Origin of the sequence: Roseibium album (assembly GCF_001404515.1) — a bacterium.
GTDB classification, from domain to species: Bacteria; Pseudomonadota; Alphaproteobacteria; order Rhizobiales; family Stappiaceae; genus Roseibium; species Roseibium album.
Window position 1 is genome coordinate 108,687 of sequence record NZ_CXWE01000013.1, and the last position, 15,171, is coordinate 123,857.

Sequence of the window (15,171 nt, forward strand, 5' to 3'; positions counted from 1 at the left end):
CTTCGCGGTGCTTCGCCTGGACGGCACCCCGGAGCATGCCGCCAGATCGAAACAATATCGCCAGTGAGGCGGTGCATTTTCTTCATCAGCCGACCCAGGTCGGTCCCGCCTGGTCTTGGGTATTCAGGACGCGATAAAGGCTCGCTTCTCCGCTCATGGACGGCACAAGGCTGTGCTCGAGACCCGGCGGAACAGCGCAGGTATCACCTGGTGCCAGGCCTTTCTCACCACCTGACCAGCAGAGTTTCCAATGGCCACGCACAACCATCAGAATTTCATGACAGTTCAAGGTGTAGTTCGTGTCCGGAATTGATCCACGCGTAAGGAACTCGACCTCGAAGCCAGGTCTGTCCTTCAAAAGCCCGGCTTCACCGATCACCTTGCATGGCGAATTGGCAGCAAGTGCCATCAGATCCCAATAGCGGGCAACATAGTCGCGGACAACGGCACTATTGCCCGGTTCCGGATAGGCCTTGAGCTCCTCGTCGGAAAGAAGCGGCATCGGCCTGATACCATCTGGAAGTGACTGGCCTTTCTTGGTGTCGTACAGAACTCCGTTCTCACCAAGAACAAGGCCGTGATCGCTGGCATCCTCGATGACCTGGGGCGCCCAAGTGACGCCCCCACCTGCATCATCGCCACCAAGAACCGCCATGATCATTCCGTAGTCGGTGCCTATGTTTTCGAACCCGCGGAAAATGCCTGTCGGTATGTTGAAGATGTCGCCCTCTTCCAGAACAACTTCTCCCGCAGTTCCCCAACGCCCCCAGAAAAAGCGCCAGCGGCCCTTCAGGACGTAGAAGACCTCCGCCGTTTTATGCGAATGCAATGAATTGCGGCACTTTGGCGGTTGCCCGGCCGCGCCGATATTGAAGCCCGGCGTGTCCTTGATGTGAACATGCTGGTCCGGACTTTCAGATACGCCGCCACCGATGATCGTGAAGTTTTCCTTTTGATCGGAGCCGGGTGTGTGTGCATCGATAAAGGCCGTTCGGCACGGCTTCAGGTCACCATAGCGGACAATCCGCGTTTCCATCTCGTCAGGGCTCATTACCATACCTGTCTGTTTACCTATCCGGTCTTCAGTGCGATCTGTTTCCAGACCACCGTTTCATCGAGAAGCGTGTATTCGCGTCGCAGACCCCTGGGTCCGAACTCGGCGTGTGATGCGCCCATGATGTGGACGTCGGCACCGGTTGGTTCGCCGAATGCCCCCCAGCCGTCATGCCTGCCGGTGAGCGACCAGCGAATGGCGGCGCGCGGCGGCATCATGGGATCGTCCCGGCCGATCTGATGCTCGATCCGGAAATCGGCAGACGGAAAGCCGGCTCGCAGACCCATCCAGAAGCGGTCCGCAACGTCCCAGGAATAGCCGGCAGTTCCACCTGGATAGGCGAGTTCACACGCGCGATCGTATTCAGCTTCGATGGCGGCCATGTCTGCATTCATGATCCGGCTCAAAATGTCGGCGTATTTCACGCCCCATTCATTGTCGTTCCCTTTGCCGGTGTACGGACCAATCTTGTCGATCGCGGGTGTGAAAGGCCGGCTGCAGTGTTCGGGGCCACCTTCGCGCGCGATCAGATCCAATGCATATTTCTTCGGTTCCCAGCCCATCTGACGCACGATCGCACCCTGGTCGCGGATCAGCCACTCATCGTTGATCTGGTTGTTGATGGCGTGGCAATCGGCAATAATCCGGTATTGCAGTTTCTTGCCCGTCGCGTTGCCGTAGACACCATCGCCAAGGTGGGTCGCGGTGGAAACAATACGATGCGAGGAAAGCATGCCTTCCTCAGGAGTGCCTGACCAGATGACGTCCTCACCGAACAGGGTTCGGTCAGGAAATTCCGACAAGGTGGCCATGGTCGCACCGATCACCCCCTTGTTGCCAACCACAAGCGAACCCGGCGAGCGTACGATAATGTCGTCGGAATAGTAGTGGTGAAGCGTTGCGATCTTGCGCTCTTCCCAGATTTCCCTGGTGATCCCGATAATGTAGTCGGGGAAATCCTTCCAGCGCGGGTCAAAGCCTTTCATCGAGCCATCCTTCGGGTATGCGGGCTGAACCGCGGACCATCAGTGGTCCGTCTATCTGAATTTTCTGGACGTCACTGCTGCCCTCCTCGATCCAGCCGAGCAGCGTGGAGACCGTTGCCTCGACCATCCGGTTGGAGGGCTGGCGCAAAGTGGTGAGATTGTAGGCGGGCCATGACGCGAGGGGCACATCGTCGTATCCGACGACCGAAACATCGCCCGGAATGTCGAGGTTGAGTTCGAAACGCAAGACATCCATGACGGCAAATGCCATGTGATCGTTGCCGACAAACACCGCATCCGGGCGGTCGTCACCTGCAAAGATTTCGCGCGCAGCAGCGGCGGCTGTCTCCCGGTTGTACATACCGTCAACGCAGGCCGCGAGCCCGACCCCCGCCGCTTCCAGTCCGGCACGAAAGCCGGCTTCGCGATCCCTGCCTGTGGAAGATCCGGACCAGCCCGCGATATGAGCAATCCTGCGGTGTCCGCCTGCGGCGAGAAAATCCGCAATCTTGCGACCACCTTCCAGATTGTTGGACGTGACCTGATTGAGGCGATGATCATCCTGACCGCGGTTGAAAAGAACCACCGGAACGCCGGCAGCAGCGCAGCGCGCAGCCAGTGCGTTGGACATGCCAACGGATGCGGTGATGATGCCGTCGACCTGATAATCGAGCAATTCCCCCATCACCCTGTCGACACCTGCGTCGTCATTCGACACCATGAAAACGAGAATGTGGTACCCATGCGCCTGAAGCGCAGTGGACAGTCTTTCCAGGGCGTCGGGATAGAACTGGTTTTCCAGATAGGCCACCACCAGCCCAATGATCCGGGAACGGCCGGTGATGAGCGAGCGCGCCAGAACATTCGGCCGATATCCGAGCTCCTGAGCAGCTTTCAGCACCTTTTCCGCCATTTTCGGTGATACCGACGCTCCCGGTGTGAACACGCGGCTGACTGCGGATTGGCTGACGCCGGCCCTCATGGCAACGTCGACGGATGTAACTTTCTCAGCGCGCATCAGTCCGCCGTCCAACCTCCATCGACCAGAAGCGATGTTCCCGTCACCAGGGAAGACGCATCGCTAGCCAGATACAGCACGGCGCCCATGATGTCCTCGACGGTGCCCGTGCGGCCCAGTTTGATCTTTTCCTCGATCCACCTGACCCGCTCAGGGTTATCGAAGGTCACCTCGGTCAGTGGCGTTCGGATGAAGGTTGGGCAAATCGTGTTGACGCGTATCTGCTTCGGACCAAATTCCAGTGCCATAGCCTTGGTAAAACCCTCGACCGCGAACTTGGAGGCGCAATAAACCGCCCGGTCGATGCCCCCTACATGAGCCATTTGAGAGCTCATGTTGATGAGTGACCCGGGTTTGCCCGCCGCCATCAGGCCCCTGGCCACACACTGCGTGACAAAATAGGCACCGCGCAGGTTGACATTCATCACCGCATCGAAATCTTCAGGAGACGTTTCAATGGCCGGCGTGTGCCGCGCAAGACCTGCACTGTTGACAAGGACATCAAACGGGCCGTGCCGATCTATGCTGACCTGAACTTCAAGAACATCGGCTACATCGAGTTGCAGGAAGGACGCCTTCCACCCCTTGGCCGTCATCGTGCTGACGGCTTCCGCCAGTTTTTCCTCCCGCCGCGCAGCGAGAACCACATCGCCGCCTGCTTCGGCCAGGGCCGTTGCGCAGGCAAGGCCGATGCCCGATGAAGCTCCTGCAACCAGGACCTTTTTGCCAGCAAGGGAAAAACTCGGGGTAGAAGGAAGTTCGATCATGTCAGGGATACTCCGGTTTCAGGATCAAAGCCCGCGCGGGCCTTGTTGAAATCCCGAAGTCTGTTGAAAACGTCAACACCCAACTGGGCATAAGCATCCAGAAGATCAACAAGAACCCAGTTTTCGCGGATCAATCCGTTTTCCAGGCGCCAGAAATCGAGGCTGCGCATGGTGATTTTCCTGCCTGAAGGCGCAATCCCCATCCAGCCATCGTGAGACACGGTCTGGATCATGTTCGGCCAGCCGGTCACGGCAGCATATTGCCGATCCCCGAAGAAATGGTAGGTCACCTCGTCAACATAACGACCACGATCCGGCATCCCGTTCAGGAACGGGATCTGATGCCAGTTGCGAAACCCCTTGATGCCCCGTCCCGTACCAATGCCCGAAGGACCGTACCAGCTCATGCGGGGGTGCCAGAATTTCGGCAATTCCATGACTTCCGGTCCGCCTTGGGAGGGATGCCGTTTCATGTAGGTCAGCATGTCGATAATGTGCTGGCAAGTAGCCCGACCGGCGTCTGCGTCGTAGGGACCCTGAACGATGCCATCTTCCGTAGCAGGCCCCGGAACGTGCCACTCGCGTCCCAGACTGGGCGCCATCGGCCAGGCATTCGCCTGCATCATGACTTCCGGAATATCCCAGAGCGCCTGGAATTCAACGACCTTGCCATCCATGAAACGGTAAAACTCATGAAACCGCATGGAGACCTGGTGGTTCGTGGCCGGAATGTCCAGCCAGGGCGTCTCAAAAGACCCTGTGTAATAACCACCGCAACCGACCCAGTCCTGTCCTTCCGGCGTCGGGCCGGCCATGACGATGGTATCGCGGCGTTCCAGATCCGGAATGGCCCTGAAGAGAGGTGCGTAGGCCTTTTCGTAAAACGCGTCCGGTCCGGTCGTATCTCCAAATGGATGGCAAAGTCTGAAAAGGGAATCCGGAGCGCACAGATCCTTCAGGGCCTTGCGGACGTTGTTTTCTTCAAAGTCATACATCGCTGCCCGCAGCGAAGAGATCAGGGCCTTGTGCTCGGTATGCCTGTCCATCGCTATTCGGCGGCCTCTCCGTAAGGGACGTTGCCGCCTCCGTATCTGCGGACACGGACATTGGCCTGCTCCGCGTGACCGACAAACCCCTCGAGCATGCACAAGCGCGAACAATACGCGCCGATCTCGGCCGCTGCCTCGTCCGTCAGGACCTTCTGGTAGGAGTGTGTCTTCAGGAACTTGCCGACCCACAGCCCACCCGTGTAGCGCCCAGCCTTCTTGGTCGGCAGAGTGTGGTTGGTGCCGATCACCTTGTCACCATTTGCAACATTGGTGCGCGCACCCAGAAACAGGGCGCCGTAGCAGGTCATTTTTTCTAGGAACCAATCATCACGGTCGGTCATTACCTGCACATGCTCCGAAGCGATATCGTCCGCAACAGCGAGCATCTCGTCGTAAGTGTCACACAGGATCACCTCGCCATAGTCCTCCCAGGATTTCGACGCCGTGTCCGCAGTTGGCAGGATCTTCAGGAGCCTGCCGATTTCAGCGAGCGTTTCGGTGGCAAGCCTGCGCGAGTTGGTCACCAGAACCGCAGGGGAATTGTAACCGTGTTCGGCCTGCCCCAGCAGGTCCGTCGCGCACATTTCCGCATCGACCGTCTCATCCGCAATCACCATGGTCTCGGTGGGTCCCGCGAAGAGATCTATGCCGACCTTGCCGAAGAGCTGGCGTTTGGCCTCGGCAACGAAGGCGTTGCCCGGACCGACCAGCATGTGCACTGGATCAATGGTTTCCGTGCCGAGGGCCATGGCGCCAACGGCCTGGATACCGCCGAGAACGTAAATTTCATGCGCACCACCCAGATGCATCGCTGCAATAACCGCCGGGTTCGGCGCACCCTTGAAGGGAGGGGTCGCAGCGATGATGCGGGGAACTTCCGCAACTGACGCTGTCGCAACAGACATGTGGGCGGAAGCAACCATCGGAAACTTTCCACCCGGAACATAACAGCCTACCGACTGCACCGGGATGTTCTTGTGCCCCAGGACAACGCCAGGCATCGTTTCGACCTCGATGTCGAGCATCGAAGCGCGTTGCGCCTCTGCGAACTTACGAACCTGCTGCTGGGCAAATTTGATGTCTTCCATGTCTCGTGAAGAGACCTGGTTCATCAAAGCCTCGATGTCTGACGCACTCAAACGGAAGGAAGGTGGCGTGTAGTTGTCGAATTTTTCCGACAATTCGCGCACGGCTGCGTCGCCGCGTGCCTCGATCTCCTTGAGCGTTCCCTCCACGATGGAGCGAACCTTGGCATCGTCCTGCGAGCGTTCCGCTTCCGGCTTTCCACGCTTCAGATACTCAATGGCCATGTTTCATCCCTTTCAAAGTGCCGGCAGCCGCTCTCCTGGCGGACTTCACTCGACACTCGCCTTACCGTTTCCATTCAACTTGCATACGTATGCAGAAAGATCAAGCAGACTTCTGCGAAACACGAAAAACTACGTAACCGCGGTCACGCGGCCTTGTCCGGAGCTGGAGGAACACGATCTCCCCGATCGAACGCTTCCCAACCCTGACCATCAAAAACATCCTTGCCAAGTTGCGCCAGGACATGCGGGAAATCGACCATCACCCAGTTGTCGACGATCTTGCCGTCGACGACTTTCCAGAAGTCCATGTAGCGGATCTCGATCCGTTTTCCTGTTGGAGCGATCCCCATGAACTCGCCGGAGTGAGTTGCCTCCTGGCGCCCGAACGCCGCAGCCCATTCGCCCATGTAAAGTCTTGCCTCGTCGACGCAGACCTTGTCCGAAAAGGCCGCCTGAAAAGGCTTTTGCCAATTGTCCTGGAATTCCTTCAACCCGGTCTTGGTGCCACAGCCGGTATTGCCCAGCCAACGGAAGCCTTCGGAAAAAAACTCGCCAATATCGACAATCCGGTGGTCGTTCAAACCATCGACCATGCCTTCAATCACACGGCGGGTCACTTCCGTCTTGCTCATATCCGTGTCACGGCTCAGGACCGCCTGCTCGGGACGTGAACCTTTCATACACAATCCTCCGATATCATCTCGCCGGCCCGATAGCCGATCATCATTGAAGGCGCGTTTGTGTTGGCCGATGTCACCGCGGGCATGACCGAAGCATCCGCCACCCAAAGTCCCTCGACACCTCGCACGGAAAGGCGGGGATCAACAGGTGCGCTTCCAGCGCCCATACGCAGCGTGCCGACCGGATGATATGCCGTTGCCGCTCGTTCCCTGACATGAGCGCGTAAGGCCTTCTGCGATTGAACAGAGGGGCCAGGAAAGGCTTCCCGGCCTCGATGGCGCCCGAAATCCGCCTGCTCCATCAGGTTCCGCAAACGTTTCAAACCAGCCACAAGCGTGTCGAGATCGGAACTGTCGTTGAAAAGACCGAGATCAATCTCGGGGGCGGCTCCAGGGTCGCTGTCGGACAACCGCAATGCACCGCGCGATTTCGGGCGGCAGATACCCACGTCGGCGAAATACCCTGAACCATAGACGTAGCGTTTGCCCTGCCAGCCCAACATGAACGGGATGAAGTGGGTCTGCACGTCGGGAGCTTCATTCAATCCGCGTGCATTGAAGAACGCACCGCCTTCAACCGTCGGTGATGCAAACCGTCCCCGGCGTGTGATCAGGTACTGAAATGGCGCAAGCGCCCAGCCCGGTATTTGCGACGCAGTCAGACCGTAGCCCGAGCCCGTGAAATGCAGTCCGGCGGCAGGATGGTCGTGCAGATTTTCCCCGACCTCTTCGGCGTCATGTCGATTGTCAATCCCAAGCCTGTCCAGGTCTGCCTTCGGACCCACACCCGAGCGCATCAGGATTGAAGGAGACCCGATTGACCCGGCCGACAGCACCACACCCTTGTTCGCCTGCAATTCGCTGCCGTCAACCAGCCGCACCCCCGACGCCTTGTCGCCAGTGAACAAGATGCGGTCTACCTCCAATGATGTCTGAAGTGTCAGGCCTTTTGGAGCGGGTTTGATAAACCCGTCCGCGGCAGAACGGCGGCGACCATCGACCATGTTGAATGCAAATACTCCGGCGCTTTCGTATTCAGGTGTCGGAGGTTGAGTTCCATAAGCGGGGAACAAGCTGTGCAGCGCTTCGGTCAAGGGGTGTGCGCCCTGCATTCTGCCTGGAGTCAACCTGGTCTCGACTGCCTCAAAGGCAGGGGCGACGTCGCTCCATGACCAGCCCGGCACTTGCCACGTGTCAAAGTCGTCCTTGCGTCCGCGGAACCAGACCATCGAGTTGATGGACCCCGAGCCACCGACCATGCGGCCACGGGTGACGTTCAGGCGGCGCCCGCCAAGGTGTTTTTGCGGCGCTGATGAATAGCACCAATCCCGCCGCGTGTTGCCTATCATCCAGACCAGCCCAAAGGGCATTTTTACCAAAGGCGAATTATCCGGGGGGCCGGCCTCGATCAAGAGCACCTTGCCGGCCTCGCGACGGACCAGTTCAGCCGCTGCAATACAGCCGGCCGAACCCGCCCCGACAACTATGAAATCATGCTCGGCGGTCATGATGCGACCCTGACTTTTGGTGGCAATACGTCGAAACCGAATTGCAACAGCGCGTGCGGCACATCGACGAAAACCCAGTTTTCCACCAGAAGATCGCCTTCGCGCCGCCACCAGTCACAAACCCGGAAGAAGACGCGTTCGTTGGTGGGGCCAAAGCCCATGAAGGGCTTGACGTTCACGCCTGTCAGCGATGGCCAGCCGCCGGAGCAGGTGTAATTGCCTTCGCCGTAGCGGGTGAAATGCCGCGTCATCCCGTTGTTTGCAGACCCGCCCGACCAGCCGTCGAACTGGCTCTCGAAGGGAACCTGGAAGGATCGGAAATGCTCGATCCCGACGAAAGACCCCCACGCGCCTGGGCCGTACCACATCATGTTCTCGTGCCAGTAGGGGCGCCAGGCTTCAGCCCTGGTCGCCAGCCCTGCGAGCATGTCGGTCACCATTTGGTAACTTTTCTGCCCTTCGGCGGCATCCATCTCGCCGCGCATGATACCGTCCTGCGACACGGGCCCCTGGACCATGCCCGTGTGGCCGAACTCGTCTCCGGGCACGTAGCGCAGCGGCCATTGCCCGCAGGAGATCATCATCTCCGGGACGTCCAGAAAGATGTAGCTTTCCACCGCCTGTCCATCTTCCATGCGGAAGAACTCGCCAAATCGGATGTAGGTCAGCCGGCCAGTGGCGCGAATGCCGATCCAGTCGCGTTTGAAGTGCCCGGCGTAATAACCGGTCGTGCCAATCCATGTCGCCCCTTCGAATGCGCCAGTCATGGCGATGTACTGGCGACGGTGAAGTCCCTCAAAGGAGGACTGCAGCGGCGCAAGAAAGTCGTCGCAATAGGCGGCCGCCCCGGCAATTGCGTTGAAGGGGTGAACGACGTTGATATTGGCGGCGGCGGCGAAGAAGCTCCGGGCGGCTGCGAAAAAATCTCCGGGATGTTGAAGCGCGTCCGAATAGGCGAAATAGGCGGTTTTGGCGGAAAACATCTACCCTGGTCCTGTCATGTGTTCAGAGGTGCGTGGAAAGTCGATACTCCACACAGTCTGGCCCCGCCCGCATGAGCGCAAATGGTATCCGGCCCGGTCTACGTGACCTTGTGACGGCCAGCCGCAGGGCAGCATTTCGCGAATGCTCACGAATTGCCGCCGCACCGAGTTTTCCCATCGGATCATCCCTTCACCGCTCCTGCGGTCAGACCACCCACGATCTGGCGCTGAAAGAACATGATCATCAAGAACAGAGGCGCTGTCACCGAGACAACCGAGGCAACGGCAAACATCACATTGCCCTTGGTCTGCGTCGTGCCAAGAAAACTCGCGACCTTCGGAATCATCGTCTGGTTTTCCTTGGACAGCAGCATCGCCGTCACGGCAAAATCATTGTAGGCGAGCAGGAACGAGAACAATCCGGTAGTGATGACCCCCGGCCACATCACCGGAATGATCACATTGCGAAAAGCCTGGAAGCGCGTGCATCCGTCGACCATCGCACTCTCGTCCAGCTCGGCAGGAATATTCTTGAAAAACGAGTGCAGCATCCACAGCGTGAAAGGCTGGTTTATGGCGACCAGAACAATGATCGTCGTTGCCGTGTGCCCCCACAGATTCCACTGGAAGAAAACCGGCAGGTAGCCGGAGACAAGAGTTATCGGAGGCATGGCCCGAAAGATCAGCGCGGCCAGCAGAAACCAGAATGCGTAGCGATAGGTTGAGCGCGCCAGAGCATAGCCGCCAAGTGTACCCAGTGTCAGCGAAATCGTGACCACGAAGAAGCACACGATCAGGGAATTCAGGGCCGCGCGCCAGAATTCTTCCTGAACCCAGGCACCGTAATATCCGTTGCCGGTAAACCTGCCACCGGTTTCGGCGACCGTCAGGGTCCCGGTGAGGGCGTTGAACCAGTCGGCTTTGGAAAAGAAATCGCCCTCTACCTTGAATGACCCCCACAGCGTCCAGAGAAAGGGAAAGGCGGCCAGGGCCATCCATGTCGCCAGAACTGCGACGACCAGGAGGGTGATTGCGGCGGGTTGGCGTTGTGCTTTGCTCGACATTTTTCTACCTACTTCCGATCGAAATCACGCCATGTGCGCACCAGAACCGGTGACAAGAGAATGGCCACGCCGATGATTGTCAGCACCGAAGTTGCCGCCGCGGAGGAAAGTTGCCGGGTCTCCCCGCCAAGATCGTTGTAGATCGCCCAGCTCAACGAGGTCGCATGGGCATTGGCCGCAAAACTGACGATGGGTTCGAACACCCTGAAATTGTCCATCAGCTGCATCAATGCGATGAAGGTCGTCAGTGGCAGCAGATGCGGGATCACCACGTGGCGGATCTGCAGCCACCGATTGGCGCCGTCCACGCGCGCTGCTTCCAGTGTTTCCTTGTTGACGGTCTGAAGGCCGGCATAATAAACGATGAATGCAAACGGTGCCGCGTGCCACACGCCGTAGACCATCAGCATGATCCACATCAGCGGGGTTGAGGCTTTGACGGACAGTTCCGGGTCGCCGGCAAGATGCTGCAGGGTGGCACCGATGATCCCGCGTGCATCAACCATCCAGAACAGGATCAGCGCACCGACCAGTGGCGTGATCATCATCGGCAAGAGCGAGAAGAAGATCAGCGGGCCCCGCAATTGCCTGACTGCGCTGTTGACTGCTACCGCAATGACAAAGCCAACGATGATGACCAGGGGTGTCACGACAAAAGTGAATGTCAGCGTGAACCCGATTGCCTTGTAGAACGGCAAATTCAACATCTGCGCACCGAAGTCACGCCAACTGTTGGTGTTTTTCCAGGTTGTCCCGACCTCCTTTGTCGCAAGGTGGTTCCGGTCGAGATAGGTCTTGAACCCCGCAAACTGACCCAGTGGCTCGGCCGCCCGCAAAGCAGCCGTGGCCTCCTGGTCGATTGTGGTCGATTCCTTGCACCCGAACAGATCGCAGGATTCGACCTTGCGGATCACCTGTTCATGCTCGACATGAAGCGACTGAACAATCACCGAAATGATCGGGAAAAAAATGAACAACATCATCGCCATGGCTGACGGAAGAACAAACCAAAAGAACGATTTATGTTTCACTTCCCGGTCCCCCAAAAGCGTTGACACGTGATGCACAAGGTCATCCGGGGCAGACAACGCCGCCCCGGATAATTGAATTGCTTACTTGAGGAAGCCTTTTTCCTTGGCCGCAGTGGTGTAGGCGGCCTCCGTATCGGCAAGTGCCTGCTCTGCGGATTCCTTGCCCAGCAGGAAGTCAGCCAGGTTGTCGCCGAGTGCGGTATGCAGCAAACCCTGGTAGGGCAGCATCGGATAGGATCTGGTGCCGGCGGACATGGCCGCAAAGACACCGTCGTTTACCGGTGCAGGCTTGTAGCCTTCGATCATCCAGACTGCCTGGCTCATGGTCTCGTCGTTCAGAATTGCCGGGCTTGTTCCGTGCTTCATGGCCAGGAATGTTGCCACAGCATCTTCATCGGAAATATTCTTGGCGACGGTCCAGCCATCCCACCAGAGCGTGGACGCCGGGGTGGTCCCACCCCCGACGGTCAGCGGCGCACCGACGGTGATGTTGGAGTAGACCTGCTCTTCTGCACCTTCGGCATCCATCAGATTTCCCATGCGAGAGCCCCACATGTTCATGAGGATGACGTTGCCGGCTTCCATCTCGGCACCGGTCGCGTTGGAATCATGGGTCAGGAAATCGGGGTTCATGTATTCGGTCAGCGCCTTCATCATATTGAGCGCTGCAACACCCTGCTCATTGTTGATCGCAACTTCAGCAGTGCCCGGTACAAAAAATTCGCCGCCATGGCCGACATACATGTTGACGAATTCCTCGGCCAGATTCCAACCTGCAGCATAGGCGCCGCCAACCGGATATTGGCTGATGCCGGCAGCCCGGATTTTTTCCGCCGCCTCCAGCACCTCTTCGTAGGTCTTCGGAACGTCAACGCCAATCTCTTCCAGTACGTCCTTGCGATAGGCGAGGGTCTGGGCGTTGGCCATGAAGGCTACCGCCATGATGTTGCCATCTATGGTGATCAACTGGCTCTTGGGAATATCCTGTCCGTATTCCGCCACCAGATCGTTCAGCGGCCGGATAACGTCCTCGTTCATGAGGGCGACAATCGAGGAATTGGCGATAATCGCGGTGGAATACTCTGCCGGGTTGCCCTGCATGCCGGCGACATTGATCTTCTGGTGATCCGCCGTGAGGTTCGCCTTGACCTCGCCACCGGCACATTCAGCTGCACCCTTTGCAACTGTATGAATGGCCGGAAATTCATTCCCGACAATGCTGACATTGCCTGAAATCTCGCACGCCGCATGAGCGGACCCGGCCGTGATAGCCATCGCGCCCGCAAGCGCTATCTTTTTCAGGAACATTTCGTCTCTCTCCCTAATGTTGGATGCATCTTCGAAGCCTTCACCCGCTTGCCCGTCAAAACGGTTGTTTGGAGGACATCACCCCCCGATCCGCGCGCCCGTTTCCGCGTCAAACAGGTGGCAGTGACCCTGGTGAACCTCGATGGATACCGGGTCATCGATCTCCGCACGGAAAGTCTTGTCGGCTTTCACGCTGACAAGCGCTCCGCCAATGCGCACGCTGACCATGGTCGCATCGCCGAGAAGCTCCATGGTGTAGATCGGCGCATTTATCTGGCCACCGTTCTGCACGACGTTCGCGTCTTCCGCACGAAACCCCAGAACGACCTTGCCATCGGCTGCGCTCAAACCGGGGATCGAAACATTCGGAGCGTGGAACGTGCCGTCTGCCACCTCCCCTTCCACCAGGTTCATGGCCGGGTTTCCGATGAAACTTGCGACAAAGGCATTGGCAGGTCTGTCATAGATCTCGGTCGGGCTGCCGATCTGCTGAACCACTCCGTTCTTCATTACGACGACCCGGTCGGCCAGCGTCATCGCCTCGATCTGGTCGTGGGTCACATAAATCGTGGTCACGGCCAGCTCATGGCTGAGATTCTTGATTTGCGCACGCGTCGAGACCCGCAGCTTTGCGTCCAGGTTCGACAGCGGCTCGTCCATCAGGAACACGTTCGGCTCACGTACGATTGCACGCGCCAGCGCCACGCGCTGCCGCTGGCCACCAGAAAGTTCCGCTGGCTTGCGATGCAGGAAATCGTCCAGTTCCACCATCGCACTGGCACGGCGGACTTTTTCGTCATGCGTGCCAGGATCCACGCGCCGCACCTTCAACGGAAAGCGGATGTTTTCATAAACATTCATGTTCGGATAGAGCGCGTAGCTCTGGAACACCATGGCCACGTCCCGGTCCTTGGGTTCAAGATCATTGACACGACTGCCGTCGATCAGGATATCGCCGCCCGTCGCATCCTCCAGGCCGGCAATCATGCGCATGGTCGTGGTCTTGCCGCATCCTGACGGACCAAGCAGGACCAGAAATTCACGGTCGGCAATGGTGAGATCGAAATTGTCGACACCGACAAACGACCCCCAACGTTTCGACACGTTTTTCAGCTGAATTTCAGCCACTGCGTCCCCTCCTAAACTGACCGGCAGCCAAATTTGCATTCCTATGCAAAATAACTAGACACAGAGAAATGACTTTCGCAATATCTTTTTGCATACGAATGCAAAATAGTTGATATACGTGAAATTTCATAGACCTGACAAGGTATCAAATGTCCGACTTCCGACGCCCGACAAACACCTTTCTGAACGCCGTCCTCACTGTTCCCCGAAACGAGTTGGATGCGTTGATTTCCAGATACTTAACCGGTAATTCGATCTGGAATATCGCCCATCCGGTGAACAGGCTTGCGGGACACGAGGAAGTCCGCGACGGCTTTTTCCTGCCCCTCCGGGAAGCCCTTTCTCACGTGCGCCGACGAGACGAGATTTTCATCGGCGGACCAAACCGGCGTGCGCCCGGCGGTCACTGGGTCGCTGCGGTCACGCACTATCTGGGTAACTTCGAGAATCCGCTTTTCGGCGTCAAACCGTCGAACAATCTTGTCTTCCTGAGATCGGGAGAGTTCTATCGCGTCGAGCCGGACGGACGTATTTCGGAAGCCAAGATCATCGTTGATCTCATCGACCTGATGCGACAGGCCGGCAGGTTTCCCCTGCCGCAGATGCTCGGAACAGAAATGCTTTTCCCGGGACCGGCAACACATGACGGCATTTTGCCTTCAGGACAGGTGAACGGTGAGGAGACACTCGATCTGTGCGAAGCCATGCTCGCCGATCTGAAGGCTTTCAACCCTGAAACCTTCACCTCCGCGGGGCAGACGGGAGACAACGGATACTGGCATGACGACATGCTTTGGTACGGACCGGGCGGTATCGGGTCGAATTACCGTTGGAGCGGCTTTGAAAAGGATCACCGCGCGCCGTTCCTCACGGCTTTTCCCGATCGTGTCGGCGGCAATCACTATTGCCGCATAGGAGACGGAAACTATGCCGCGGTCAGCGGCTGGCCGTCCATGACCATGACCCACAAGGGTGATTATCTGGGAGTTCCAGCCTCTGGCAAGTCACTGACGCTTCGCGTCATGGATTTCTATCGCTGCGCCGAAGGCAAGATCATGGAAAACTGGGTTCTGCTCGACTATATCGACCTGTTCCGTCAAATGGACCGGGACCTGATCGGCGAGCAAATATGAAAAATCCGGCGCCGCCAGTACGCGCGCGCCGGACTTCAGTTTCACCTCTTACCCAGCGGCTTTGACGGCGCGTTTTGCCATGACCGTGACGAGGTTCGCGCGGTAGGCTGCCGATCCGTGGATGTCGTGCAGCATGGAGCCGGCGTCGACCT

Annotated in this window: 14 protein-coding genes and 1 pseudogene; 1 reads left to right on the top strand and 14 read right to left on the bottom strand. The window is 58.0% G+C overall.

The genetic code is table 11. The annotated features are described in order from the left end of the window. Nucleotides 1-85 precede the first annotated feature (85 nt). The 13 genes from LA5095_RS29595 to LA5095_RS29655 form a co-directional block, all read right to left on the bottom strand. Nucleotides 86-1,057 carry a cupin domain-containing protein gene (locus LA5095_RS29595; protein WP_055391553.1) on the bottom strand — a complete coding sequence of 324 codons (972 nt, stop codon included), beginning with the start codon at nt 1,055-1,057 and terminating at the stop codon, nt 86-88. Nucleotides 1,058-1,071: 14 nt separating this feature from the next. Beyond that, a complete protein-coding gene (locus LA5095_RS29600) occupies nt 1,072-2,040 on the bottom strand; it encodes a nuclear transport factor 2 family protein (protein ID WP_055391554.1) in 969 nt (322 codons plus the stop codon). Beyond that, on the bottom strand, nt 2,027-3,058 hold the full coding sequence (locus tag LA5095_RS29605) for a LacI family DNA-binding transcriptional regulator (RefSeq protein WP_055391586.1): 1,032 nt from the start codon (nt 3,056-3,058) through the stop codon (nt 2,027-2,029). Before LA5095_RS29605 ends, LA5095_RS29600 begins: the two co-directional genes overlap by 14 nt. After that, nucleotides 3,058-3,825, bottom strand: a complete 768-nt coding sequence (locus tag LA5095_RS29610; protein WP_055391555.1) for an SDR family NAD(P)-dependent oxidoreductase — start codon at nt 3,823-3,825, stop codon at nt 3,058-3,060. Before LA5095_RS29610 ends, LA5095_RS29605 begins: the two co-directional genes overlap by 1 nt. Then, on the bottom strand, nt 3,822-4,871 hold the full coding sequence (locus LA5095_RS29615; RefSeq protein ID WP_055391556.1) for an ester cyclase: 1,050 nt from the start codon (nt 4,869-4,871) through the stop codon (nt 3,822-3,824). Before LA5095_RS29615 ends, LA5095_RS29610 begins: the two co-directional genes overlap by 4 nt. A 2-nt stretch (nt 4,872-4,873) precedes the next feature. After that, the gene (gene hisD / locus LA5095_RS29620) at nt 4,874-6,184 is read right to left on the bottom strand and encodes a histidinol dehydrogenase (RefSeq protein ID WP_055391557.1); all 1,311 of its coding nucleotides are present in this window, start codon (nt 6,182-6,184) and stop codon (nt 4,874-4,876) included. A gap of 143 nt (nt 6,185-6,327) precedes the next feature. Beyond that, the gene (locus LA5095_RS29625; RefSeq protein WP_055391558.1) at nt 6,328-6,864 is read right to left on the bottom strand and encodes an ester cyclase; all 537 of its coding nucleotides are present in this window, start codon (nt 6,862-6,864) and stop codon (nt 6,328-6,330) included. Beyond that, nucleotides 6,861-8,372, bottom strand: coding sequence for a GMC family oxidoreductase (locus LA5095_RS29630; protein WP_055391559.1), 1,512 nt, complete (start codon nt 8,370-8,372; stop codon nt 6,861-6,863). The genes LA5095_RS29625 and LA5095_RS29630 overlap by 4 nt, the downstream gene beginning before the upstream one ends. Then, entirely contained in the window at nt 8,369-9,355 is a 987-nt protein-coding gene (locus LA5095_RS29635; RefSeq protein WP_055391560.1) for a hypothetical protein, read from the bottom strand. The genes LA5095_RS29630 and LA5095_RS29635 overlap by 4 nt, the downstream gene beginning before the upstream one ends. A gap of 182 nt (nt 9,356-9,537) precedes the next feature. Beyond that, a complete protein-coding gene (locus LA5095_RS29640; protein ID WP_029063452.1) occupies nt 9,538-10,419 on the bottom strand; it encodes a carbohydrate ABC transporter permease in 882 nt (293 codons plus the stop codon). Between the two features lie 8 nt (nt 10,420-10,427). Continuing rightward, nucleotides 10,428-11,450, bottom strand: a complete 1,023-nt coding sequence (locus tag LA5095_RS29645) for a carbohydrate ABC transporter permease (protein ID WP_055391587.1) — start codon at nt 11,448-11,450, stop codon at nt 10,428-10,430. 81 nt (nt 11,451-11,531) lie between these two features. Continuing rightward, nucleotides 11,532-12,758 carry an ABC transporter substrate-binding protein gene (locus LA5095_RS29650; RefSeq protein ID WP_055391561.1) on the bottom strand — a complete coding sequence of 409 codons (1,227 nt, stop codon included), beginning with the start codon at nt 12,756-12,758 and terminating at the stop codon, nt 11,532-11,534. A gap of 78 nt (nt 12,759-12,836) precedes the next feature. Next, a complete protein-coding gene (locus LA5095_RS29655) occupies nt 12,837-13,886 on the bottom strand; it encodes an ABC transporter ATP-binding protein (protein ID WP_055391562.1) in 1,050 nt (349 codons plus the stop codon). A 149-nt stretch (nt 13,887-14,035) separates the two neighbouring features. On the opposite strand from LA5095_RS29655, the gene LA5095_RS29660 reads away from it, so the two are divergent. Then, nucleotides 14,036-15,019, top strand: coding sequence for a nuclear transport factor 2 family protein (locus LA5095_RS29660; RefSeq protein ID WP_055391563.1), 984 nt, complete (start codon nt 14,036-14,038; stop codon nt 15,017-15,019). Between the two features lie 48 nt (nt 15,020-15,067). On the opposite strand, the pseudogene LA5095_RS33130 reads toward LA5095_RS29660, so the two are convergent. Next, nucleotides 15,068-15,171: pseudogene (locus tag LA5095_RS33130) on the bottom strand (FAD binding domain-containing protein); the annotation flags it as partial.

What these genes read in the sequence shown, in the direction of transcription:
- LA5095_RS29595 (WP_055391553.1), bottom strand. Translation starts at nt 1,057, where the DNA reads ATGGTAATGAGCCCTGACGAGATGGAAACGCGGATTGTCCGCTATGGT.
- LA5095_RS29600 (WP_055391554.1), bottom strand. Translation starts at nt 2,040, where the DNA reads ATGAAAGGCTTTGACCCGCGCTGGAAGGATTTCCCCGACTACATTATC.
- LA5095_RS29605 (WP_055391586.1), bottom strand. Translation starts at nt 3,058, where the DNA reads ATGCGCGCTGAGAAAGTTACATCCGTCGACGTTGCCATGAGGGCCGGC.
- LA5095_RS29610 (WP_055391555.1), bottom strand. Translation starts at nt 3,825, where the DNA reads ATGATCGAACTTCCTTCTACCCCGAGTTTTTCCCTTGCTGGCAAAAAG.
- LA5095_RS29615 (WP_055391556.1), bottom strand. Translation starts at nt 4,871, where the DNA reads ATGGACAGGCATACCGAGCACAAGGCCCTGATCTCTTCGCTGCGGGCA.
- hisD (WP_055391557.1), bottom strand. Translation starts at nt 6,184, where the DNA reads ATGGCCATTGAGTATCTGAAGCGTGGAAAGCCGGAAGCGGAACGCTCG.
- LA5095_RS29625 (WP_055391558.1), bottom strand. Translation starts at nt 6,864, where the DNA reads ATGAAAGGTTCACGTCCCGAGCAGGCGGTCCTGAGCCGTGACACGGAT.
- LA5095_RS29630 (WP_055391559.1), bottom strand. Translation starts at nt 8,372, where the DNA reads ATGACCGCCGAGCATGATTTCATAGTTGTCGGGGCGGGTTCGGCCGGC.
- LA5095_RS29635 (WP_055391560.1), bottom strand. Translation starts at nt 9,355, where the DNA reads ATGTTTTCCGCCAAAACCGCCTATTTCGCCTATTCGGACGCGCTTCAA.
- LA5095_RS29640 (WP_029063452.1), bottom strand. Translation starts at nt 10,419, where the DNA reads ATGTCGAGCAAAGCACAACGCCAACCCGCCGCAATCACCCTCCTGGTC.
- LA5095_RS29650 (WP_055391561.1), bottom strand. Translation starts at nt 12,758, where the DNA reads ATGTTCCTGAAAAAGATAGCGCTTGCGGGCGCGATGGCTATCACGGCC.
- LA5095_RS29660 (WP_055391563.1), top strand. Translation starts at nt 14,036, where the DNA reads ATGTCCGACTTCCGACGCCCGACAAACACCTTTCTGAACGCCGTCCTC.